This window comes from Paenibacillus sp. PAMC21692 (assembly GCF_014303795.1).
GTDB classification, from domain to species: Bacteria; Bacillota; Bacilli; order Paenibacillales; family Paenibacillaceae; genus Pristimantibacillus; species Pristimantibacillus agaridevorans.
This window is the reverse complement of record NZ_CP060293.1, coordinates 49,553-74,404: the sequence shown is the minus strand read 5'-3', so window position 1 is coordinate 74,404 and position 24,852 is coordinate 49,553. Positions and strand designations below refer to the sequence as shown.

Genomic DNA, 24,852 nt, shown 5'->3' with positions numbered 1-24,852 from the left:
GATCTAATCATGCAGGTCAAAAAAGTCCAAAAGAAATCGCAAGATTTGTGCTATCCGATACGTCCTTCGCGGCCTATAGTAGAAGTATTGGTGTTAGCGCTTTCAGATTTGAATCGACGGGCGCAGCCGTTCATCCTTGGGATAATGGGGGACTGGAAAAGATGATTGCGAGATTCGCGGTAGAATGGAAGATAGCGCCGATCGAGGGGGCTGTTACGGCGACCGTCGGCACGGTCGTTACGGCAATCGTACGGGGGAGCGGCAAGTCCGATGAGGCTATCTTCTCCACGGACGGCGGCCCAGCGCGGCTGGAAGTAACCATTGAAACGGAAGAAGAGACCGGCTCGCAGGGGATTCTGGTGAAGATCGATACGCCCGAGCATCCGTTCAGTTTTTTCCTGAGGGACGTCAACAAGGCTTATCCGATCTACATCCCCGCTTACGGAGTCGCCGTTACGCAAGCCGAAGACGATCGGACATACGGGCAAATCGAACGCGACGTCAAGGCGTTGAACCTGGTTACCGAACTGCAAAGGATCGAGGACGAACCGGAAGAAACCTACGAGAACGCCGCCGAACATACCCGGGAGCTCGCTTCGCAGACCTGGCTCGGGTTGTCGCGCGATATGCGGATTTTCGGCGTCGGGTTTCGCGGAGTCGGCGGAGAGGAGAGGCTGTGGGATTGGGTGCAGCCGAGATTTCACGGTTTCGAAGCGAAGCTGCCGGAGAACGAGGACAAGCCCGTCTGCTATCGGTATATGCTTGGCCGGGGCGTCGGCTGCGTGGACGGCGTCTCCCGCAGGCTCGAGGACGGATCGCTCCCCATTCTGCACGCCACGATCGCGGATAACGACGTGGTCTACGACACGGTATCCTTCGCTTCTTACGAAAGCAGCCCTTTGAAGGTCGATACGTTAAGGGGCACCCACTTTTTGGCCGCCGACGGCTTTGGCCACTTTCATATGCTGACGGAAGAGCAGGCGGCGATGCGGGAACGGCTCCTTCCGGAGGAGATGAACCAGGAAGAGGAGACGGTGCTTTACTTCCGGGCGATGGCTACGAATAAAGCCCGAGTGCCCAGATACGCCTGGTTCAAGAACGTCGTTCCCAACGCTTTCGTCTTAAACGACGACAAGCAATACGAGTTCGACGGATGCAACGGGTTTGTCCGCTACTCGGAGAATCGGGTTTGCTGCGTATCCAAGCTGGGCGGACAACCGCTTGGAACGGAAGAGACGGCCGTTCTCCTGGCTCCGGGAGAGTCGATCGCTTTCGAATTCTACTTGCCCCACCGCCCGATCTCCGAGGAACGCGCCGAAAGGTTGCGGCGGCAATCTTTCGAAGAGAGATGGACGGAGTGCCGCGCTTTCTGGCGGGAGAAGCTTTCCCGAGCGGCGACAGTAAAGCTTCCCGAGCAGCGGATCGAAGAGATGGTCAAGGCCGGCTTGCTCCATCTCGATCTTGTCTCTTACGGCCTGGAGCCCGGCGGGACGATCGTTCCGACGATCGGCGTGTATACGGCGATCGGCTCGGAGAGCTCGCCGATTATCCAATTCATGGAGTCCATGGGTTGGAACGACGTTGCGGAGAGGGCGCTGCGGTTTTTCTTGGATAAGCAGCACGAGGATGGCCTGATTCAAAACTACGGCGGATATATGCTGGAAACGGGAGCCTCGTTATGGAGCCTCGGAGAGCACTACCGTTATACCCGGGACGAAGCTTGGCTTCTGGAGATCAAGGACCGTCTGCTAAAGGCGTTCGATTATTTGGCGAGGTGGAGAGAACGCAATAAAACGGAGGCGCTTCGGGGCAAAGGATACGGCATGCTGGAAGGGAAGACGGCGGATCCGGAGGACCCGTTCCGTTCCTTCATGTTAAACGGGTATGCGTATATGGGGATGAGCCGGCTGTCGGAGATGCTCGCGAACGCCGATCCCGACCGTTCCGCGCGAATCGAAGAAGAGGCGCAGGCCATGAAAGAGGATATCCGGCAAGCTTTGTTCGTCGCGATGGCGAACTCCCCGGTCGTCCCTCTGGCCGACGGTAGCTGGGTGCCGACCGTTCCTCCTTGGGTAGAGCACAGAGGACCGCTTTCCGTTAACGGGGAAGGCGGCAAATGGCTGACGCACGGTTCGGTCGCCACTCGGGATTCCCTTCTCGGCCCGCTATATCTCGTCTTTCAAGAGGTTGTTCGTCCGGACGAAGCCGCGGCGGAATTCATGTTGCATTACCATCAGGAATTGATGTGTACGCGCAACGTCGCTTTAAGCCAGCCCTACTACAGCATTCATCCGTGGGTGCATCTGAAACGCGGCGAGGTTAAAGCGTTCCTGAAAGCCTACTATAACGGCTTCTCCGGATTGGCCGACCGGGAGACGTATACGTTCTGGGAGCACTTCTGGCACGCCAGCCCGCATAAGACGCACGAGGAAGGCTGGTTCCTCATGCAGACCCGTTGGATGCTTTACATGGAAGACGGGGAGGATCGGTTGAACTTGTTGCCGGGAATTCCGAGCAAATGGCTGGAGAACGGCAATATCATCGAGTTGGACGGAATCGCGACTTATTTCGGAGCCGTCACGCTGAGCGTCGAATCGAATTTGGAGCAACATGAGATCGTGGCGAAAGTCGTCTGCCGGTCGGACCGAAAACCGAACACCGTGAGCATCCGGCTCCCGCATCCGGAAGGCGCGATTCCCTCTCGGACCTTCGGCGGAACCTACTGCCCTACCGGGCAAACCGTCTTGATCGAACGATTCGACGGAAATGCCGAAATCGTGCTGCGATTCGATTAACGATGGCAAAAACGATGATATAATGACAGAAAAGGGACGCTGCTTACGTCTCTCTGAGCATGCAAGAAGAGATGGACGTTTGTTTTCCGGGAGGTCATCGTATAAAAGCGAATAGCGTCGACACGATCAAAAAGAGGATTAAACTCCTCTTTTTTGGCTTACGCAATAAATTCATCCTGTTTAACACGATAATCGGCATCGTGTTTATTACCGTTTTAAGCGCTCTATTATCGCATTTTATGGAAAAGTACGCGAAGGAAAACATCAATCAGTACGTTACGAGCCTGAACGCGCAGATCAGCAACAGCATCGACCGCTACGTCGACGATATGCAGAAAGTGCTGATGATTCTCTCCGAGGACGCGAACCTCCCCGTGATCGCGGACAAGAAATTCGTCGGAACCTTCGAGGGGTATACGGCTTACAATCGTTTTTACGATAACATCCGATCGCTGATTTTTTTCAAAGGCTACAAATCGTTATCGGTCATCCTCTTCGACAGGCAGGAAATTCTGACGACGGATTTAAACGACGGCGAGGATTTCAAGTATATTCGCAATGCCCTGAATACGAACATGTACCGCGAGATCACCGATTCCGAGCAATCGATGGTGCTGCTGCCGGGATTCTCCCTCTTGCCGGGCAAGGACAACAATACGTTATTTTCCCAGGCAATCAAGTTATGGGACAACCTGCCCGGGGAAAAAGACTTCATGGTGCTGAGCGCCGACAAAGACCTGTTCTCGCAATTCCTTAACGGGGTCAACAACCAGGCGTTCGACGATATTTTAATTACGACGGAGGACGGGAAGGTCATTTTCAGCCTGAATTCCGAAGTCTCGGCTTACGACGAATTCAGCAACAAGGACATCGGCCGGTTAGCCGAATTCGACACGCTTCGTCTCCATGGGTCAAGCTATTACGCCAACGTTAAAAATTCCGCGACGACGGGCTGGTACGTCGTTTCTTTGATTAACCAAAACAAGATCGACAAACAAATCAACGATTCGAAAATCATCATCATGCTGACGGGAATCATCGTGATGGCCATCCTGATTCTCGCCGTTCATCTATTCGTGACGAGGAGCACGCGGGATCTCAAAAGGTTGTCCAAGACGATGAAAAACATAGAGAAATCGAACTACCAGATCCGAAGCGACATTAACCGGAACGACGAGATCGGCGATCTAAGCCGAAGCTTTAATGCGATGATCAAGAACGTGCTCGAGAACCAAGTGTTGCGCAACGAGGCCGAGATCAAAAGTTTGCAGGACCAGATCAACCCGCATTTCCTGTACAACACGCTCGACGCGATCAGCTCGCTGGCCATTAAACGGGATTACGTGCGAATCAACGGAATGGTGGAAAAGCTGGCCGATTTTTACCGCTACAATATGAACATCGCCAGCAATAACGTTGTGGAAATCGGAACCGAAATCCAACACGTCAAAAACTATCTTGAAATTATCCAAATTCGTTACGGCAGCCGTTTAAGCGTGATCTATGAGATCGACGAAGGAATGTCGGGCTACCGCACGATTCGGTTCACGCTTCAACCCGTCGTGGAGAACGCGATCAAACATGCGTTTAACGAAATGTCCATGGCCTGCGTCATCGAGATCAAAGCCTTCGAAACGGAGGATACGATCGTTCTGGAAGTGACGGACAACGGAATCGGAATCGAGGAGTCCAAGCTTCGCAAGATCATGCAGGATATCGATGGAGAAGCCTTTTTGTCTCATTCCGAGACTCGCGGGGGCGTGGGACTGAAAAACGTGAACATGCGTTTTAAGTTGTTATTCGGCGGCGATTACGGAATCTCGATCGAAAGCGCCAAGGGGAGCGGGACAAAGGTCGTCATTACCGGTCGCAAAATGAAATGAGGTGCATCCAGATGAAGGTCATGGTTGTAGACGATGAAGAATTGAGCAAGGACAAAATCGTTTATTTTTTGCACGGCAGCTCCGTTTCGTTCGAAAGCGTTTTAACGGCGGGCAACGGCAGGGAAGCGTTGGATTTGATCAAAGGCGGCGTAATCCCGGACCTGATCCTGACCGATATCCGGATGCCTGTCATGAACGGGTTGGAATTGATCGAGGCCGTAAAGGCAGAATATCCGGACATCCGGTTTATCGTGACCAGCGGGTATGCCGATTTCGACTACGCCGTCAAAGCGATGAAGCACGGGGTGACGGATTACGTGCTCAAGCCGGTCAAGGCCCAAGACCTCATTTCCGTGGTGGAGGCGATGCGGGACGCGATCGCGGCAGCCGGTCAGGCGAAGGAAGAGAGCATTCGGATCGAAACGGTTAGCCGGGAAAATCGCCGCATGGCGATGGAAAAGGAAATCTATCATCTGTTGACCGACAGACGGGACGATGAGATCGAGAAGAAGGATGCGGAACGGGAAAACGCCATTCTCAGACACGGTTCCTGTCTCATTGCCTCGGTTAAGCTCCATGCCGGAGAACGACCGGTCGATGGCGAAGTTTACCGGGAATTGCGCAATCGATTCGACGATGAAACGGGATACGGCTGGATGATGGAAAATTACTTCGGCAAGGATTCGTTCATTCTGATATTCGGCGGCGAGGACGAAAATCAGCTAGCCGACGTTGCGTCCAAGGAAGCGCATCGGCTTCGCGCATCGCTCGGCGACCGGCACGGCTTGGCGGTTACGATAGGCATAAGCCGACCTTGCGGCGATCCGAGGACGGCTTACCGGCAAGCCGCCATGGCGCTGAAAAACAGATTTTGTTTCGGAACGGATCGCATCTTCCCGTATGCCGCGAACGAGGCTCGCAGCAATAGCGCTTCGCAATCGCTCGCGCTTAAATTCAAGCTGGCCGAACAAAGCCTGGAAAACAAAAGTCTTGCGAAAACGATCGACCTTCTCCGCCATACCGCGGAGGATGTATTCGTACGTTCGCTAGCCGAATGCCGGGAAGAGATTTCGATCGACTACCTGTTTAACGAGTACGTTAATCTGGTCATCCGGTTCTGTTTGAAAAACGGCTACGATTTCGTCGATCGGATCGATCCGGACGTTCTATCGGGGAGAGCCCTGGACGAACTCGAGGATCGCGGCGCGATCGTGAAGTCGATCGAGACGATGATCGAGAGAGTGTTTCGTTCCGCTCCGGGATCGGAAGGAGGCACCCTTCGGAATGCCGCTCTCCATTCGTCGGTCATCGATCAAATCATCGGTTACGTGTCCAGAAATATCGAGGAAGAGATCACCCTGCAGACGGTATCCGATAAATTCTCCATCAATCCTTCGTATCTTTCGCGCGTCTTTAAAGCCGCCACGAGTCAGAGCTTCGTCAAATACGTGACCGGGCTCAAGATCGACAAGGCGAAAGAGCTGCTCGGGAACGGGGCGCTGGAAATCGCGGAAATTGCCCACGGACTCGGATTTTCCGACCAACAGTATTTCAATCGGGTGTTCAAAAAAACAACGGGAACGACGCCGAGCGAATGGCGGAACAAGAGTAAAAAAAGTCCAAAAAACGCGTAAGATTCGTGCAAGATAAGCGGTTGTCCGATGCGTTAAAGTAGAAGTATAAGCAAGGCGCAAACGGCGAGGAGTCGAGTCCGTCACAAGCATCGCTTTAGAAGAGCCAAGGCGATGCGAGGAACGGCGGATTCTTCTCAGCTCATTAAGAAAGCGCTTACATTTCGGTGGAACTATTCTTTAAGTAAGCAGGTGAAAGGTATGAACAAGCTTTATCGTCAAAAATGGTTGATCGCGTTCGCGTTGCCCGGATTTCTGTTTTTTCTCGTGTTTTCCTATTTTCCGATGTACGGCATCGTCATTTCGTTCCAGGACTTCGACGTCTTCAAAGGCGTATTTCGAAGCGACTTCGTCGGATTCGATAATTTCAAAACGTTATTCGATATGCCCGATTTTAATAACGCGCTTCGGAACACGATCCTGATCAGCGCTTTGAAATTAATCCTGCTCTTCCCGGCGACGGTCGTTTTTGCCCTCCTGATCAATGAAATTAGCACGGGATGGTTCCGGAAATTCGTTCAGACGACCTCCTATTTGCCGTATTTCGTCTCTTGGGTCATCGCGGCGGGAATCTGGTACAAACTCTTGTCCATAGACGGCGGAGTGGTGAACGACCTGCTCGTCTCCCTTGGGATCCTGAAAGAGCCGTTTCATTTCATGGCCGATAAAGACGCTTTCTATCCGATCATTCTATTTACCGAAGCGTGGAAAAACATGGGGTTTAGCGCGATTATCTTTATCGCGTCCCTGTCCGCGATCGACGTCCAGCAGTACGAGGCGGCCAAGATGGACGGAGCCAATCGGTTCAGGCAAATCTGGCACATCTCCCTTCCCGGCATCAAAAACACGATCGTGCTCATGTTCATTCTCAATGCTTCGAACCTGTTAAGGGCGGGTCAGGATCAAATGTGGACGATGTCGAACGTAACCGTTCAGCAGCAGGCCGAAATTCTGGACACTCTCGTTCTCCGCTACTTGAAGGATATGGGCTTAATGGGGTATTCGATCGGGACGGCCATGGGCATCTTCCAAGCTTTTATCGGATTGGCCTTGTTCATCGTCTGCAATTATTTGGCGAAAGCCGCCAAAAGCGATTCCATCATATGATTACGGAGGCAAGGCTATGAACAAACGAAAACCAGACCTGTTCGCCGTGATCAACGGCCTGGTCATGCTGCTCTTCACGCTGGCCTGCATCTATCCGTTCTACTACGTCTTGATCGTTTCCCTTAACGATCCGCTGGACGCGCAGCGCGGAGGCCTCTATCTGTGGGTGAGATCTTTTTCCTTCGAAAATTATAAAGCGATTTTCCAAACGTCGGAGCTGTTGAACGCCTACCAAATTACGTTGTTCCGGGTCATCGTCGGGTCCGTCCTGCATTTGCTCCTTACCGCGATGTTCGCTTTTGCCCTAACGAAGAAGCACTTCGTATTCCGCAAATTCCTGACTTGGTGGATGTTGATTCCGATGTATTTCTCCGGCGGTCTTATCCCGACTTACGTCGTTATGGATATGCTGGGTTTGGTCAACAACGTTATGGTTTACGTGTTGCCCCATTTGCTCGCGACCTTTCATATTTTGATTTTGCGAACCTTTTTGAACGAACTTCCGGCCGCATTGGAAGAATCCGCGGTTATCGACGGAGCGAGCGATTTTTCCCTTTTCTGGCGAATCGTCGTTCCGCTGAGCACGCCGGTGCTGGCGACGGTTGCGCTGTTTATCGGGGTATTCCACTGGAACGATTGGTTTTCCGGATTTACCTATATGACCAGCGAAGATCTCTGGACCGCTCAGAACGTGCTGCTGAAAATCATTCAGACCAACGAAGCGTCCAACATCGCGTCTATTTCCAAGATGGATGCGGGCTTCAAAGCGACCGTGACGGCAGAGTCGGTCAAAATGGCCATGCTGGTCATCACGACGGTTCCGGTTATCGTCGTCTATCCTTTTCTTCAGAAGTACTTCGTCAAAGGCATGATGCTAGGATCGGTCAAAGGTTAATCGGATAGGCGGTATGAGTACCTCACGGTATTTATATATAATGAAATCAAAAGGGAGAGGTTAGCATGACGATGAAAAAGAAAATGTTGGTTTCGCTGGCTATGCTGGCGTTCGCGACTTCAAGCGTTCTGGCCGGCTGCGCCAAAACGAACGATGCGCCCAAAGCGTCCAGCCCCGCGGCGTCTTCGTCCGGACAGGAGGCGACCGCTTCGGCCGAGCCCCCGGAGGAGGCCCTTCCGTCGGAGCTTACCGTGTCCATGTTCAACTGGGGATGGCCGACCGTCGAAGAATCGAAGGACAGAATCGGACCCGTGCTCGAGAAAGAACTGGGCTTCAACGTGAAGCTAAACGTATTCAAAGTAGGAAGCTCCGACGAAGCGGATAAGAAGCTTCAATTGTGGGCGGCCACGAAAGCGGCGGACATGCCGGACATCTTAATGACGACAAGCTCCACGCTGGCGGCGCAAACGATCGATGCGTTGGGACGAAACGACATTCTATTGGATTGGAACGAGATCCTGGACCGGATGCCGACGTATAAAGCCCAAGTCAGCCAACTGCTGCCGTTAAACAAAGACGTGGAGACCGGGAAGCTGTTCCGCGTGCCCCAGGGGTATGAATCGCCCAAGGGGACCAAGCCGGCTACCGCGCCGCTCATTCGGAAAGATTGGCTCGATGAGCTTGGCCTGCCCGTACCTAAGACAACGGACGAATTGCGGGATACGTTGATCGCGTTCAGGGATAACATCAAGCTGCCCGACGGGCAGAAGGTCATTCCTTCGATCGATTTCGGAGAGATGTTCTGGAACAATAAGTACATGTTCGATAATCCGGAATACTCGTATGCGGGCTCAGGCAACATTACGGTTGGCCTAAACGATTGGTTTACGGATAAAACAGACGGTAAAGTCAAACGGCATGACATGGTTTTCTCGGATAATTTGTTCGAATTTGTGGCCTATTACAACTCGCTTTTTAAAGAGGGCTTGATCGACAAGGAAAGCTTGACGATGAAGTACGGACAATATATCGAGAAGGCGTCCAGCGGCCGTGTGGGATTGTTCGGAACATGGGGCACGCACGTCATGACGGTCAACGATAGTTTGGCGAGCGTGGATCCAGACGGTTTGTTCGTCGGAACGACCGTGTTCAGCAGTAAGACGAACCCATCGCTAGACCCGACGTTTATTAAGAAAGCCTTGTTGGGAGTCAACTCGTACTGGATTATTAAAAAGAGCATCAGCGATGAAGATCTGAATGCGTTTATCAAGTTTATGGAATACACGATGGGAGAAGAGGGTTGGAAGTTGACCACCTTCGGAGAAGAAGGAAAGGATTGGGAGTACGATGCGAACAATAAAATCGTAGATACCCAGGCCAGCATCGAAAAATTCAACGGAAGCCTCGTCGCTAAAATTCCGGAAGGGATCTACTATTACAGCCCTTCTCCCAACTTTGATCTTCAGGTGAAATACTATGCTCCGACCGCGTACGACGAAAGGCCGGACGTCGTAGAAACGTTAAAAAATATGGGTTATGTCGAAGGCGAGCCGGTCTATAGCTATATAACCGATAAAGCCCCGTACGTCCTCCCGGGACCGATCGAACTGAAGAAGGGCGCAGGTTACGCGACCCGTTGGAAAGACATGGTCGTGTCCGGCGTGCTTGCGAAATCCGAGGATGAAATCCGGGACATTATCGCGAAGTGGCAAGAAACGGAAGTGAAACTGGGGTACGAAGAGATTTCGGAGGAAAGAACGAACAATTTGAAAACGGTTCCGGATTTGGAATAAGTTTATGATTCAGATGCGGGGTTTCTCCAAGCGCAGAACTCCGCATCTCTTTCCGCAATAAATGAAAGCGCTATTATAACATGGAGGAGGAATTATTAATGAGAAAAGCCGTATCTTTTAGCGTTAGGAAGAGGATTTCTATTTGGTGCGCGGCGTTGGCCGTTTGCGTACTCGCGACGGGAATCGGCGGGCCTCTCGCCCATGCGGTTGCGCCCAATGTCGATCCGTTTCCCATAGGCATATTCTGGTCTCCGGATGCCGCGAACACCACGAGCGCGAAATATCAAGAGATCAAGGATATGAACGCGACTTACGTGCTTCTGTCTAACGGAATTTACGGTTATGAACTGACCGACGCGGCATTAACGCAGTGCGCGGCGGCAGGGCTGAAATGCGTCATCCAGGATAATCGATTAGGCTCGCATAAATTCTATGAGGAACAAACATTGGGCAACGACGGAAAGTTCGTATCGAACACTCAGTCGTTAGGGCAAACGTTTACGACTCCGGCGCATCCGGATACGGCTCTCGATACCGTTCAACTTCATATCGATAAAACGCAGTGGACGGCCGGAAAAACACTTACATTAAGTCTTTACGATTCTCCGGGCAAGACGAATCTAATCGGCAGCGCCTCCATTACGGGGCCCGTAGCCGATGATTATCCCATATTCGGTCTTTACAAATGGTTGAGCCCCAGTACTTCGTATTATATGGAGCTTACGAGCAACGACTCCGCTAACATCGGTCTGGTGGCCGGAAGTATAACGGACGTGTATAGCGGGGGTATGGCTTATCAGGGCGGCTCGCCGATCAGTACTTATGATTTCTGGTTCAAGCTGCATTACGGCCAGAAGATGTATAGCGGCGGGTCGGAGCCTTCGGCTGCGGAAATTCAGGAAATCGCCGATCATTACAAAACGAATTCGGCGCTTCTCGGATATAATCTCATGGACGAACCCTCGGCCGAAGCCATGACGGGACTGCAACGAACGGCAGAGCTCTTCAGGCAGGCAGATCCCAATCATTTGACGTACGTGAACTTGCTTCCTACCTATGCGGGCAACCTCGGTTTCGGCGGGCGGACGGGCGTATTCGCAAGTCCGGCCCAATCGGTAGGACAGTCTTTCAAGACCAATTCGAAGACGACCGAGATAACCACGATTCAATTGAATATCGACAAGAGCCAATGGGGGGCGAACGAACCCTTGACTCTGAAGCTGTGGAATTCTCCCGCCAAAACGGCGTTGATCGCGCAGCAGACGCTGTCGGGGGCGAGCACGGATTATCCGCTGTTTACTTTAAATGCATCCGTAAGCCCGCATACGTCCTATTACTGGGAGCTTACCCATGGAGGCGGCGGGGACAATTCGGTCGGTTGGGTCGTGAAGTCGGCGAGCGGAACGGAATGGGAGAAAGACGGCACGGCTTACGTGGCGGGGAGCTCCACGGATGGCGACTTCTGGTTTACGTTGAATCAAAACCTGACGGCCTTCTCCTACGAAGATTACGTTTACCGCTGGGCTAGCAAAGACCCCGATTTCATGATGTACGATCATTATCCGTTCAGCTTAAGCGGCGGGATCAGCGCCGACTATTATTCGAATATGGAAATCATCCGCAGGCAGTCCCTGGCGGCATCGATAGACTTCTGGACCTATATTCAATCGGTCGGCATCGCCGGGGCGCTTCGGGCGCCTACGGAAGGAGAAATGAGGTACCAAGTATACACGAGCCTAGCCTATGGGGCTAAGGGGATCAATTACTTCACCTACGAGACCCCGTCCGGACAAGGAGAATCTTTCCATGACGGCATTTTGTTGCCGGACGGGACCAAAAACGCTTCGTATACGCATGTCCAAAATATTAACGCGGAGGTATTGAAACTTGGGCCTAAGCTACTGTCGCTGACCTCTCAGGCCGTTTACCATACCGGAACGCTGCCTGCGGGCACGACCGCGCTGCCTTCGAGCTTTGTCCTTCAGCCGTCCAATCCTTCGGATCCGTTAGTAATCGGATACTCGACGGACGCCGACGGACGCCGATATGTCATGGTGACTAACCGGGATACGGTCAATTCGAGAACCGTGTCGTTCACGCTTTCTTCCAAACCGGGCACGGTCACGGAAATCTCCAAAACGACGGGAGGCGAAGTGGCCACGAATTACAATCCGGCCACGGGCGCAATGTCGTCTGCCTTTGCTCCGGGAGAAGGCAGATTGTACGTTTTGCCGATAGCTCCTTCGAACCTGGCCCTTCATGCCGTGGTCACGGTAAGCAGCGAATATTCGGGCTGGCCGAAGAGCAGGCTTACGGACGGAAACAGAATGACGAATTTTTCGACTCAGACGGGAATAACGAGCGACCATGCCGAATGGATCGAAATCGATATGGGGCTTCCGGTCGCCTTTAACAAGGTCGTTCTTGTCGGCCGTACCGAGCCTTACGGATACCCGAAAGACTTTAAGATTCAAGTGTGGGATGGAGTCAATTGGCAGGATCGGGTAATCCGGACCAACGAAGCTCAGCCTGTCTCGGGAGCGGCGCTTGCCTATACTTGGGGGTACGCCGATACGACGAATAAAATACGAATTTCCGCATCGGGGCTGCGCCCGGACAATAACGGGCATTATGTTCTTCAGCTGGGAGAGATCGAAGTTTATAACGAGCTATAACGGCAAAAACCGCCAGTACAACCCGATTCCGGGATGGACTGGCGGTTTTTATACGTATCGATCGCATTTGCAATCACCATCTTGATAAATTGGAAGAGAGACGTGTCGAAACTTCCGGTGCGGGCGCATTATTCGTTGCGCATCGCCTGCTTGCGGTATTCGCCGAGCGACAAGCCCATGGCTTGGCGGAAGACGCGGCTCAGCGACTTCCACTGCTCGTAGCCGACCAAGGGAGGCAGGTCCATGATAGCCACGCTGCCCTCGCGAAGATAGCGGCAGCAGGCGTCGATGCGCATGGCCTCCAGATGCCGGCGGAACGGACGGCCTGTCTCCGCGGCGAACAAGCGCGACAGCTGCCGCTCGCCGATGCCTGCCGCACGAGCGACGACGGCGGCCGTCAACGGCTCCGCGTAGTGCGCCCGCATATAGGCGAGCGCCTTGCGTACGGGTGCGCCGGCAGAAGGGCGGCTTCTCGCAAAGGTGGCAGCCTCGGCAGATGACGCCGCGACTTCGCCGTCCTCAAGAAGGTCGGCATGGCGGTAGACGGCGGCGAGCAGACTTAGTACGCCGCTCCATAGCGACAAGGGCTCTGCGGGGCCCATGTATTCGGCATGAAGGCGGGTGAAAAGGCCGCGAAGCTCGTCGGAGTCATCCCGGACACGCAGCCAGCTCCGTCTTTTGGCGTCATGGTCTTGGCCATGGTCATGATAGCTGTTCCCGGAAAGCCAATTCAGGAATTCCGCTATCCCGTCGTCGCCAAGAAAAGCGGACAGTCTGGACAGCGCAGCCTTACTGATCAGGCAGTTCAGCACCTCCAACCTCTCGCCATAAGAACTCCGCGAGGAACGGAGGCTGCTCGCCGAAGGGCGAAAAATATGGCTGATGCCTACAGGTATCGCGAACAGATCGCCTCGCTCCGCTTGCAGTGGGACGCCGTCCACGTAATGCGTACCTCTTCCCCCGGTGACGAGCACCAGCTCGACGAAGTCGTGATCGTGTTCGGACAGCCACAGGTTTTCTACGGCTTCCTGCACATAGATGTCGGGATGCCGACCAAAGAAATGATGCTCCATATAATGTTGAATGGTTCGTTGCGAAGTCATACGTCCAAGACCTCCAAAGCTTCATTCGTATGTCCGTTTGACGGCTAGTAATGTCTGAATAGGGGATAAAAATGCCTTTGTACCCATTCTACAATGGAAACTAAGCGATGTCATTCGTGGAATCGATGAGAGGGAGGACGCAACATGACTGGAGTGCTCAAAGAAGGGGCATGGAAGGCGAAGTGGATCTGGGGTGGCGAGGAGGAGAGTCCCCGTAACGAATGGAGGTGGTTCCGCCATTCCTTCGATTACCCTGCCGGGCTGTCCCCGGAGGCGGAAGCGACATTATGGATCACCGCGGATTCGCGGTACGAAATCTACGTAAACGGGAAGCGCATCGGACGAGGACCGGCGCGATATTACCCGTCTACTATTTTTTACGATGCTTATGAGGTAGGGCATTTGCTCCGCAAAGGGGAACGGAATACGATTGCCGTCCAGGTGATGCACTTCGGCATCAGCAACTTTTATTATTTGCGCGGCAGAGGCGGATTGTTGGCGGAGCTGTCCGTTTCTCATAAAGGCGGGGAGCCGCAGACGCTAGCCGCAACTGATGGAGAATGGCGTACGTCAAGGCACGGCGGCCATGGACGGGGCATCTCGCGCATGTCGTGTCAGCAAGCGTTCGCGGAGCGTATCGATGCCCGGCAATACGATGCGAACTGGAGCGGCAACGATTATGATGATCGCTCATGGGCGAGAGCCGACGTCATCGGGGAGGTCGGCATGGAGCCTTGGACGTCGCCGCAGCCTCGCGATATTCCCTTCCTGACGGAGGAGCCCGTCTTGCCTGTCAGCGTGTTGTCGCTGAACAGGGTGCAGCCTTACCGGTTGACGGCTTTCATCGATAATTATGCGCTAATGAAGCCGAGAGGGCAGGAGAATGCCAACGCGCTGTGTTATGCAGGAGCATTCGCCACGACGCTGCGCCTGCAGGAAGAAGCAGAGGTTCTTATCATGCTGAACGTCGGCGGCTTCGACATCGGCAATGAGGTCCGCGGCACTCTGCGAATAGGCAACGAAATCCTCGAGCCGGAGCTCGCTCCGCCGCTAAGACATTTCCGAACGACGCTGCCCGCGGGCGATCATCTCCTTCTGTACACGGCGTTTGGTCCGGATCACGGCAGCATGCAGCGTATCGGCATCGATTGCGACAAACCGATCGAGTGGCATCAGCCGCTTCCCGCCCGCGATGGTCTGATCGCGACGGGAGAACCTCTTAAGGATGAAACTGCATCGACATGGCGGGAGGAAACAGCATCACAGTTCGCATCCATTGGTTCGCTTGGAGCCTTCACGATCGTCGACTTCGAGGACCAGACGGAGTTGTTCTCCAAGTGGAAGGCGGCAAGTTCGGCCCTCTCGGAGGCTGTCGCGGAATGCGCTACATTGGAGGAGTTGGCCGGCCGCGGATTCCCCGCCCAGCCTATCCCTTATTTATACGCCAATGACGAGGACGCCTTCGCCCCTCAATTCGCGAAGCGGGTGTCGGAGCCTTATGCCGTGCCGCTATCTCTCGCTCAAGCCGCCGTATCTTCGGCGGATCCGGGAATCGTGCCGGTATTCGCCGATGGCGATACGGAGTTTACTCTGGACTTCGGCAAGGAATGGAGCGGATACCTGCAGTTCGAGCTGGAGGCGGAACCGGGCGTGACGATCGATTGGTACGGCGTGGAATATCGCAAAGGAGACTACGTTCAACACACCTACGGACTAGATAATACGCTGCGATATATAACTGGCGAAGGCTACCAGCGGTATAGCTCGCCTATCCGCCGAGGCTTCCGTTACTTGATCGTAACGGTCCGCGGCGCGACGAAGCCAGTGCGTATCCACGACGTCCGCGTGCTGCAAAGCAACTATCCGGCGCCGCAGATCGGCGCATTCCAGAGCTCGGATGCCAAACTCAACGAGATCTGGGAAATGGCCAGACATACGACCAAGCTGTGCATGGAGGACACGTTTGTCGACTGCCCTGCCTATGAGCAGACGTTCTGGGTAGGCGACAGCCGCAACGAAGCGCTGGTGGGTTATTATTTGTTCGGGGGTACTGAGCTTGCGGAGCGTTGTCTGCGGCTGGTGCCGGGATCCGCCTTCCAGACGCCGCTGTACGTGGATCAGGTTCCGAGCGGATGGACCAGCGTCATTCCGAACTGGACCTTCTTCTGGGCAGCTGCTTGCGTGGAATATGCGGAGCATACAGGCGACCGGAAGTTCGGCGCAGAGATGCTTCCGCACATCTTGTTCATGCTTCGCCATTACGCGGAGCGGCTGAACCGAGAGGGGCTGCTCGAGATCAAAGGATGGAACCTGCTCGACTGGGCTCCGATCGATCAGCCGAACGATGGTGTCGTCACGCATCAGAACTTGTTGTTCGAGCAAGTGCTCAGGCAAACAGCCGGTCTGGTTGCTTGGGCGGGAGGCGCGAAAGAGGACGGGCGCTGGTGCGAGGAGACAGCCGCGAAGCTGGCTGAAGCTATTAATGGCCATCTGTGGAGCGAGGAGCGCGGGGCTTATCTGGACTGCATCCATATGGACGGAAGGCGCTCCGATATATTCAGCATGCAGACGCAGGTGATGGCGTTGCTATCTGGCGTGGCCAAGGGAGAGCGCAAAGGGCGGCTGACCGGATATCTGTCGGAAACGCCGGACGGCTTCGTGGAGATCGGAAGCCCGTTCATGTCTTTCTTCTATTATGAAGCGCTTATGAAGGAAGAAGGCAACGTAACCCGCATGCTCGAAGATATGCGATACAACTATGGCTTCATGATCGACAATGGAGCAACGACATGCTGGGAGATGTACGGGCATACGACGATGAACCGGGCAAACGAAAACGATTTGACGCGCAGCCACTGCCATGCATGGTCGGCCGCCCCGGGTTACTTCCTGGGAGCTTACGTGCTGGGCGTACGCTCTGCCGCGCCAGGCTGGACAAAGGTCGTCATCGAACCTCAGACAGGGGATCTGGATTGGGCGCGCGGAGCCGTGCCGCTGCCGGATGGAGGCAAGGTGGAGGTGGCGTGGACGGCAAGCGAGGGCAGGATATTGACGCTCGAGATCGTGGCGCCGGACGGCGTCGAGCTTGACATCAGAGTGCCGGCAGCCTGCGAGGTATCGATAAGACGTATGAAGTCGTTGCAAAAATAAACGGAACCGGAAGCCCGGTCAGGCGATTTGTCTGACCGGGCTTCTTTTCGAATATAAGCAATAAGAGCCCATGGGTTCCAGCATATTTGTTCCCGTTAACACTTTGTACCAAACGGTATCTATCGCATACATATTGCCGAAGCAGACAGGGAGAGCGGGACTATACAGTGTTTATATTTCTCGCATTGACTAGAACGCAGTTATGGGGAAAATTACACTTCCTGTCCTGCCGCCCACAGCCCCGCGTTTAGAATAAAGCGGCGGTAAGCTTCGACATGGAAGGAGGAGAGTCTGTGCCCAGGCATGAGATAGACGACTCTCCCGAGACCGTATGAATGCGCCCATGCAGCGGGCCATCGCCGCCCCTCATGCTCATACTCGGCAAGGACGGTCGTAGTCATAAGCGGATTCATATCGAACCGGTAAGGCTCGTCATCGACGGTGAAGGAACTCAGCCCGCGCAGGATGGGGTGATCGCGATCGGCCAGCGAGACTGGCAGGGCAGTGAATGGCGGATGGTTCGTGAATCTGCCGCCCAGCATGGAAGCCAGTTCGTCGTTCCGCTGCAGGGAGATGCCGTTATGGATAGCGAGAAGTCCGCCTCCGTTCGCAACGTAGCTTAGCAGCGCGGCGACCTGCGAGGCGAGGAGCGGCTGCTCCTCCATGAATTCCGCATAGGAAATGAATAGCCGGTACTTTGCGAGCTCCGACGTCCCGAGTTTATCGTAACGATCGGTGCAGGCGACATCGATCCGCTCCTTGAATATGAGCTCCAATTCTTTATCGACGCCTTGAAAAGGATGGTATTTGGCATCCTCGTAATGTCCCAACGCAAGCGCTTTGATCGTGTTCATCTGTGCACATCCCCTCCTTAGAATGGCCCTGTACGGCAGGCGCAGGGCTGTCCATCCAATTGTAAGCGTTTTTCTTTGGCCGTTCAACGAATGTACGGAGGGGATAGGCGCCTTCTAAAGGATATAAAGAGGCTGTCGATTCATTGTGTGCGAAACTGGAAATGAAGCTGCAATCGATCATCGCCAACTTGTTAACGGAAGTGAGGGCCCTTATATGGATCTTTTGGCGTGATTTTAAAATCTACCGGAACTCTGCGACGTTATTCGTGAGAAATCCAGGCAAACCGTGGACTTTTGCCCATCATAAGGGCTGTCAGTTCCATTAGATTTGCAAAGTACAGCTTTTTGCTGAAATAACGCCTTTCATTTCCGTTATAGTTGCTCCCGTTCATTTCCTAACGGACACTTGTCCGAAATTTCACCCCTGCACAATGAATAGACAGCCTCATAAATGACGTTATTGTAACAAAAAAACCGTCCAGCAGAAGCTGAACGGCTTGTCTCTTAAGTTTAAGTGGCGCGCCCGCTAGGAATCGAACCTAGATCTCAGGCTCCGGAGGCCTACGTCATATCCATTGGACCACGGGCGCATGTCATTTGAAACGGTTTCCATCGTCCTTTGGGGGACGCGGCGCGTTTCAGTCGGAGAAATAAAGGTGAAGTATGAAAAACAGTAGCAAAAATGATTATATGACATTGGCGTATCGAAAGCAAGAGCAATACGAAAATTAAATTTGTGTAAGATGTGACGGCAATCGCTTTCATCCGACTTTTCATACTTGCAGACGGGAAATGAATTGGTTAAAATAGAGGTGGGACTTAAAATGAGTCAGTGGGACGTAATGTGTCCAACGGTTCATGGCGGTCTCTGGCAATAATTCGAATCAGATGGAGTGAAGGCTAGAGATGCGTCAGCTCATTGAAATGCAGCAGCAGCTTGTACCGGAACTTCTGGTTGCGATGAGGACACGGTATTCCATTCTGAATCACGTCATGCTTGCAGGCACGGTCGGCAGGCGGACGCTCGCGGGCGAGCTGTCAATGACGGAGCGCGTGCTGCGGGCGGAGACGGACTTCCTCAAGGAGCAAGGACTGCTGGAGATCGGGACGGCGGGGATGTCGATCAGCGAAGAAGGCAGAACGCTGCTGGAGCGGCTGGAGCCCCTGTACAACTCGATGTTCGGTCTGTCGGAGCTCGAGGAGCGAATCAAGTCGTATTTCGGATTATCGCAGGTGATCGTTGTTCCGGGCGATTCGGAAAACTCGATGCAAGCGAAGCGTGAACTTGGCAAGGCGGCGGGGCAGGTGCTTCGCGAAGCGCTTAAGCCAACGGATGTCGTCGCTGTCACGGGAGGTACGACAATCGCGCAGGTGGCAAACCAGCTTGCGACCTCGACGGCGCTGAAGTCGGTAAGGTTCGTTCCGGCAAGGGGCGGGCTTGGCGAGAGCCACGATTATCAGGCCAACACGATCGCTTCCACGATGGCCAAACGGACGGGCGGTCAATACAGACTGCTGCACGTGCCGGACCATCTGGGCGAAGAAGCTTTCGCTTCATTAATGCAGGAGCCCAACATCCAGGAGCTTGTCGAAGTGATCCGAAGCGCGAGAATCGTCGTTCACGGCATCGGCGACGCGATGGTGATGGCGAGGCGAAGGAAGCTGGAGCAGGCGATGGTCGACGAGATTGCGGAGGAAGGCGCGCTGGCGGAGGCTTTCGGTTATTATTTTGACCGTAGCGGAGCCGTCGTGCACAAAATGCAGACAATCGGGTTACGGCTCGACGATATTGTGAAGACTGAAGTTGTTATAGCCGTAGCGGGCGGCAAGGACAAGGGCGAAGCGATCGCGGCGGTCATGCGGTTCGGGCACAACGATGTGCTGGTGACGGACGAAGCGGCGGCGCTGGAGATTGCGGACTTGATCGGGCAGGAATGATAGCCGGCATTTAACGGCATACGGAGTCGGAGCGACATCTGCATGCAACTTAACTTACTTACAAGAGCAGGCATCATGACGCGAAGCGAAGGCGCTGGACCAGTCGGCGCGAAATGCGGAACGTCTTGAAATATATTTGCATTTAAAATGCTTAGGAGGCTAATACTCATGACAGTTAAAGTAGGTATTAACGGATTTGGACGTATTGGACGCTTGGCTTTCCGCCGTATTCAGAACGTGGAAGGTATCGAAGTTGTTGCGATCAACGACTTGACGGATGCGAAAATGCTGGCGCACCTTCTGAAATATGATACAACGCAAGGCCGCTTCGACGGCGACGTTGAAGTTCATGACGGCTTCTTTAAAGTGAACGGCAAAGAAGTTAAAGTTATCGCTAACCGCAACCCCGAAGAGCTTCCTTGGGGCGACCTGGGCGTAGACATCGTTCTGGAGTGCACGGGCTTCTTCACGACTAAAGAAGCTGCCGAAAAGCACCTTAAAGGCGGCGCTAAGCGAGTGGTTATCTCCGCTCCTGCTACTGGCGACATGAAAACGATCGTTTACAACGTTAACCATGATATCCTCGACGGCTCCGAAACGGTTATCTCCGGCGCATCTTGCACAACGAACTGCCTGGCTCCTATGGCCAAAACGCTGCAAGACAAATTCGGCATCGTACAAGGTCTGATGACGACGATCCACGCCTACACAGGCGACCAAAACACGCTGGACGCTCCGCATCCGAAAGGCGACTTCCGTCGTGCTCGCGCTGCGGCCGAAAACATCATCCCTAACACGACGGGCGCCGCGAAAGCAATCGGCCTGGTTATCCCTGAGCTGCAAGGCAAGCTTGACGGCGCGGCTCAACGCGTACCTACGCCTACTGGCTCCTTGACTGAGCTGGTTGTCGTTCTTAACGAGAAAGTAACGGCAGAGCAAGTTAACGCGGCTATGAAAGAAGCTTCCGACCCGCAAACTTTCGGTTACACGGAAGACGAAATCGTATCCTCCGACGTTATTGGCATCACTTACGGCTCCCTGTTCGACGCAACTCAAACGAAAGTTCTGACAGTAGGCGACCAACAGCTGGTAAAAACGGTAGCTTGGTACGACAACGAAATGTCCTATACGGCTCAATTGGTTCGCACGCTTGAGCACTTCGCCAAACTGTCCCAATAATATTGCCTGACAGCGTAATGCTAATAGAGCGGAAACTTGTTTCCGCTCTTTATCTATGAGAGGTTGTTCAAAAAGTCCGCTTCCCATCACGAAGTATGCCAAGAGGCATAGACGACATCGAATATTGAATGCAGGCGAACCTTCCGGTGCTCACGTAGCTTCCACTACGCTCCGCTCCTCAGTTTCTACCTGCCTCCAATCTTCTCGGTGCTGATAACCGAACTTTTTGAACACGCGCTATGAGTCTGCTATTCTATCTTCAATCTTAAAAATTCGAAGACGTGGAGGAACGTACCATGAACAAAAAAAGCATTCGCGACGTAGCAGAACTGGCAGGGAAACGCGTATTCGTGCGCGTGGACTTTAACGTGCCGCTCGAAGACGGCAAAATTACGGATGATAAACGGATCCGCGAAACGCTGCCGACGATCAACTTCTTGATCGAAAAAGGCGCGAAAGTCATTTTGGCGAGCCACCTTGGCCGTCCTAACGGACAAGTCGTAGAAGAGCTTCGCCATACGGCATCCGCCGCTCGTCTCTCCGAGCTGCTCGGCAAGCCCGTAACGAAAGCGAACGAAGCCATCGGCGAAGCGGTCGAAGCGCAAGTGGCGGCTTTGAACAACGGCGACGTTTTGCTGCTCGAGAACGTGCGTTTCTACCCGGGCGAAGAGAAAAACGATCCGGAGCTGGCGCAAGCATTCGCGAAGCTGGCGGACCTGTTCGTAAACGACGCGTTCGGCGCCGCTCACCGCGCGCATGCTTCCACGGAAGGCATCGCGCACATTTTGCCGGCCGTATCCGGTCTGCTGATGGAGCGCGAGCTTGAAGTATTGGGCAAAGCGCTTAACAACCCTGAGCGTCCGTTCACGGCTATCGTTGGCGGTTCCAAAGTAAAGGACAAAATCGCGGTCATCGACAAAATGCTCGAAATCGCCGACAACATCATTATCGGCGGCGGCTTGTCCTACACCTTCTTCAAAGCGCAAGGCCATGAAATCGGCAAGTCCCTCGTGGACAACAGCAAGCTGGACCTGGCGCTCGAATTCATCGAGAAAGCGAAGAAGCTGGGCAAAAACTTCTACATTCCTGTCGATATCGTCGTAACGGACGATTTCAGCGCAAACGCGAACACGCAAATCGTGGACGTAGACAGCATCCCTGCCGAGTGGGAAGGCATCGACATCGGGCCGAAAACTCGCGAGCTGTATGCGGACGTGATCAAAAATTCCAAGCTGGTCGTATGGAACGGACCGATGGGCGTATTCGAGATCGAACCGTTTGCACACGGTACAATCGCGGTTGCGCAAGCAACGGCCGAAACATCCGCTTACACGGTAATCGGCGGCGGCGACTCCGCTGCGGCAGCCGAGAAGTTCGGTTTGGCGGATCGTATGGACTTTATCTCCACGGGCGGCGGCGCTTCCCTGGAATTTATGGAAGGCAAGGTTCTTCCGGGCGTAGTGGCACTTAACGACAAATAGGGGGTATATGCGATGAGCAGAACACCGATTATTGCAGGCAACTGGAAAATGTTTAAAACCGTCTCCGAGGCGACGGCTTTCTTGGCAGAAGTGAAAGGCAAAGCGGAAGTAGCGGGCGTGGAAAGCGTCATCTGCGCTCCGTTTACGGCGCTTCCCGCGCTTGTTGAAGCGGCGAAAGGCACGACAATCGCAATCGGCGCGCAAAACGTCCACTTCGAAGACAACGGCGCTTTCACGGGCGAGATCAGCGGTCTTATGCTAAAGGATCTTGGCGTGAAATACGTTATTATCGGTCACTCCGAGCGCCGCGCTTACTTCGGCGAAACGGACGAAATCGTCAACAAAAAGACAACTGCGGCATTCAAACACGGCCTGACTCCGATCGTATGCGTAGGCGAGAAGCTCGAAGAGCGCGAAGCCGGCGCGACGAAAGAAGTTTGCAAAGTGCAAACGGAAGGCGCGTTCCAAGGCCTGTCCGCCGAGCAAGCGGCTGAAGTTGTCGTTGCTTACGAGCCGATCTGGGCGATCGGCACGGGCAAATCTTCCACTTCGGAAGATGCTCAGGACGTGATCGGCTACATCCGCGGCGTTATCGCGGGTCTGTACGACGAAGCGGTAGCGGCGAAGGTACGTATCCAGTACGGCGGCAGCGTGAAGCCGAACAACGTATCCGAATACCTGGGCCAAGCGGACATCGACGGCGCGTTGGTAGGAGGAGCAAGCCTGGAGCCTGCATCCTACATCGCGCTGATCGAGGGGGCCAAGTAAGATGGCCTCCCGCAAACCTGTAGCGCTAATAATTCTGGACGGCTTCGGACTTCGCGACGATGTGGTAGGCAACGCGGTCGCGCAAGCGAACAAGCCGAATTACGACCGGTACTGGTCGCAATATCCGCATACGACGCTTACGGCTTCCGGCGAGGCGGTAGGCCTGCCGGAAGGACAGATGGGCAACTCCGAGGTCGGCCATCTGAACATCGGCGCAGGCCGGATCGTGTACCAGGATTTGACCCGCATCAGCAAGTCGATCCGCGAAGGCGAGTTCTTCGACAACGAGACGCTGCTCGGCGCGGTTAGACACGCCAAATCCCGGGGCAAGAAGCTTCACCTGTACGGCTTGCTGTCCGACGGCGGCGTGCACAGCCATATCGCGCATCTGTTCGCTCTGCTGGAGCTGGCAAAGAAGGAAGAGCTGGAGGATGTCTACATCCATGCTTTCCTCGACGGCCGCGACGTATCGCCTGACAGCGCGAAAGGTTACGTGGAGCAACTGCTCGCCAAGATCGACGAGATCGGCGTAGGCCGCATCGCGACGGTGCAAGGCCGCTACTATGCCATGGACCGCGACAAACGCTGGGAGCGTACGGAGAAGTCCTATCGCGCGATGGTATACGGCGATGGACCGCAATATGCGGATCCATTGACGGCGGTCGTGGAATCGTACGAGAAATCCGTGTTCGACGAATTCGTGATGCCGACGGTTATTACGGGCGCTGACGGGAAGCCGGTCGGGCTTGTAGAATCCGAGGATTCCGTCGTGTTCTTCAACTTCCGTCCGGACCGCGCCATTCAGCTGTCGCAAGTATTCATGAATGAAGATTTCCAAGGCTTCGACCGCGGATTCAATCATCCGGTAGGCTTGCACTTCGTCTGCCTGACGCTCTTTAGCGAGACGGTTGGCGGCTACGTCGCTTACTCGCCGAAAAATCTCGACAACACGCTGGGCGAAGTGCTGGCGCAGAACGGCAAGACGCAGCTTCGCACGGCGGAGACGGAGAAGTACCCGCACGTCACGTTTTTCTTCAGCGGTGGCCGCGACAAGGAGCTTCCGGGCGAAACGCGCGTGCTGATCAACTCGCCGAAGGTTGCCACTTACGATCTGCAGCCGGAGATGAGCGCTTACGAGCTGGCGGCTTCCACGGTGCGCGAGATTGCGGCGGATAAGCACGACGCGATCATTCTGAACTTCGCGAACCCCGACATGGTTGGCCACTCCGGCATGCTGGAGCCGACGATCAAGGCGGTCGAAGCGACGGACGAGTGCCTGGGTCAGGTGGTGGAAGCGGTGCTCGCCAAAGGCGGCGTTTGCATCATTACGGCGGACCACGGCAATGCGGATATGGTATTCGACGAGAATGGCCGTCCGCATACGGCGCATACGACGAATCCGGTTCCGCTGATCGTGACCCGTCAAGGCGAGACGCTTCGGGAAGGCGGCATTTTGGCGGACATCGCTCCGACGATGCTGGATTTGCTGAGACTTAACAAACCGGAAGAGATGACCGGCTCGACTTTGCTGAACAAGTAATAGTAGAATGAGAAAAACATCTATCGAAGTCCTTCGAGGAAGAGCGACCGCGTTTAGATG

General features: G+C 54.2%; 15 protein-coding genes and 1 tRNA gene. 13 read left to right on the top strand and 3 right to left on the bottom strand.

The features are described 5' to 3' along the window. Window positions 1–161: 161 nt before the first annotated feature. The 7 genes from H7F31_RS00285 (at window position 162) to H7F31_RS00255 (ending at window position 12,779) form a co-directional block, all read left to right on the top strand. Window positions 162–2,795: a glucosidase family protein gene (locus H7F31_RS00285; RefSeq protein ID WP_187102521.1), complete on the top strand. Its 2,634-nt coding sequence runs from the start codon at window positions 162–164 to the stop codon at window positions 2,793–2,795. Window positions 2,796–2,866: 71 nt separating this feature from the next. Further along, complete coding sequence (locus H7F31_RS00280; RefSeq protein ID WP_187102520.1) at window positions 2,867–4,678, top strand: sensor histidine kinase; 1,812 nt, start codon at window positions 2,867–2,869, stop codon at window positions 4,676–4,678. An 11-nt stretch (window positions 4,679–4,689) separates the two neighbouring features. After that, window positions 4,690–6,312, top strand: coding sequence for a response regulator (locus tag H7F31_RS00275; protein ID WP_187102519.1), 1,623 nt, complete (start codon window positions 4,690–4,692; stop codon window positions 6,310–6,312). A gap of 198 nt (window positions 6,313–6,510) precedes the next feature. After that, entirely contained in the window at window positions 6,511–7,416 is a 906-nt protein-coding gene (locus H7F31_RS00270; protein WP_187102518.1) for an ABC transporter permease, read from the top strand. 16 nt (window positions 7,417–7,432) lie between these two features. Next, complete coding sequence (locus H7F31_RS00265) at window positions 7,433–8,311, top strand: carbohydrate ABC transporter permease (RefSeq protein WP_187102517.1); 879 nt, start codon at window positions 7,433–7,435, stop codon at window positions 8,309–8,311. A 65-nt stretch (window positions 8,312–8,376) separates the two neighbouring features. Beyond that, complete coding sequence (locus tag H7F31_RS00260; protein ID WP_187102516.1) at window positions 8,377–10,104, top strand: type 2 periplasmic-binding domain-containing protein; 1,728 nt, start codon at window positions 8,377–8,379, stop codon at window positions 10,102–10,104. Between the two features lie 98 nt (window positions 10,105–10,202). Next, window positions 10,203–12,779 (top strand): discoidin domain-containing protein, encoded by a 2,577-nt coding sequence (locus H7F31_RS00255; RefSeq protein ID WP_187102515.1) that lies wholly within the window; start codon window positions 10,203–10,205, stop codon window positions 12,777–12,779. Between the two features lie 128 nt (window positions 12,780–12,907). On the opposite strand, the gene H7F31_RS00250 is transcribed toward H7F31_RS00255, so the two are convergent. Further along, a complete protein-coding gene (locus H7F31_RS00250; RefSeq protein ID WP_187102514.1) occupies window positions 12,908–13,882 on the bottom strand; it encodes a helix-turn-helix domain-containing protein in 975 nt (324 codons plus the stop codon). A gap of 144 nt (window positions 13,883–14,026) precedes the next feature. Between H7F31_RS00250 and H7F31_RS00245 the strand changes: the two genes are divergently transcribed. Then, entirely contained in the window at window positions 14,027–17,032 is a 3,006-nt protein-coding gene (locus H7F31_RS00245; RefSeq protein WP_187102513.1) for a family 78 glycoside hydrolase catalytic domain, read from the top strand. 212 nt (window positions 17,033–17,244) lie between these two features. On the opposite strand, the gene H7F31_RS00240 is transcribed toward H7F31_RS00245, so the two are convergent. Further along, on the bottom strand, window positions 17,245–17,886 hold the full coding sequence (locus H7F31_RS00240; protein WP_261800247.1) for a ThuA domain-containing protein: 642 nt from the start codon (window positions 17,884–17,886) through the stop codon (window positions 17,245–17,247). A 515-nt stretch (window positions 17,887–18,401) separates the two neighbouring features. Further along, window positions 18,402–18,476, bottom strand: a tRNA-Arg gene (locus tag H7F31_RS00235). A 316-nt stretch (window positions 18,477–18,792) separates the two neighbouring features. Here H7F31_RS00235 and H7F31_RS00230 point away from each other — a divergent pair. The 5 genes from H7F31_RS00230 (at window position 18,793) to gpmI (ending at window position 24,792) form a co-directional block, all read left to right on the top strand. Beyond that, the gene (locus tag H7F31_RS00230) at window positions 18,793–19,824 is read left to right on the top strand and encodes a sugar-binding transcriptional regulator (RefSeq protein ID WP_187102512.1); all 1,032 of its coding nucleotides are present in this window, start codon (window positions 18,793–18,795) and stop codon (window positions 19,822–19,824) included. A 168-nt stretch (window positions 19,825–19,992) separates the two neighbouring features. Beyond that, complete coding sequence (gene gap, locus H7F31_RS00225) at window positions 19,993–21,003, top strand: type I glyceraldehyde-3-phosphate dehydrogenase (protein WP_087571776.1); 1,011 nt, start codon at window positions 19,993–19,995, stop codon at window positions 21,001–21,003. Window positions 21,004–21,299: 296 nt separating this feature from the next. Continuing rightward, window positions 21,300–22,484 (top strand): phosphoglycerate kinase, encoded by a 1,185-nt coding sequence (locus H7F31_RS00220; RefSeq protein ID WP_187102511.1) that lies wholly within the window; start codon window positions 21,300–21,302, stop codon window positions 22,482–22,484. Between the two features lie 12 nt (window positions 22,485–22,496). Then, window positions 22,497–23,252: a triose-phosphate isomerase gene (tpiA, locus tag H7F31_RS00215; RefSeq protein ID WP_187102510.1), complete on the top strand. Its 756-nt coding sequence runs from the start codon at window positions 22,497–22,499 to the stop codon at window positions 23,250–23,252. A 1-nt stretch (window position 23,253) separates the two neighbouring features. After that, entirely contained in the window at window positions 23,254–24,792 is a 1,539-nt protein-coding gene (gpmI, locus tag H7F31_RS00210; RefSeq protein ID WP_087571779.1) for a 2,3-bisphosphoglycerate-independent phosphoglycerate mutase, read from the top strand. Window positions 24,793–24,852: the final 60 nt, after the last annotated feature.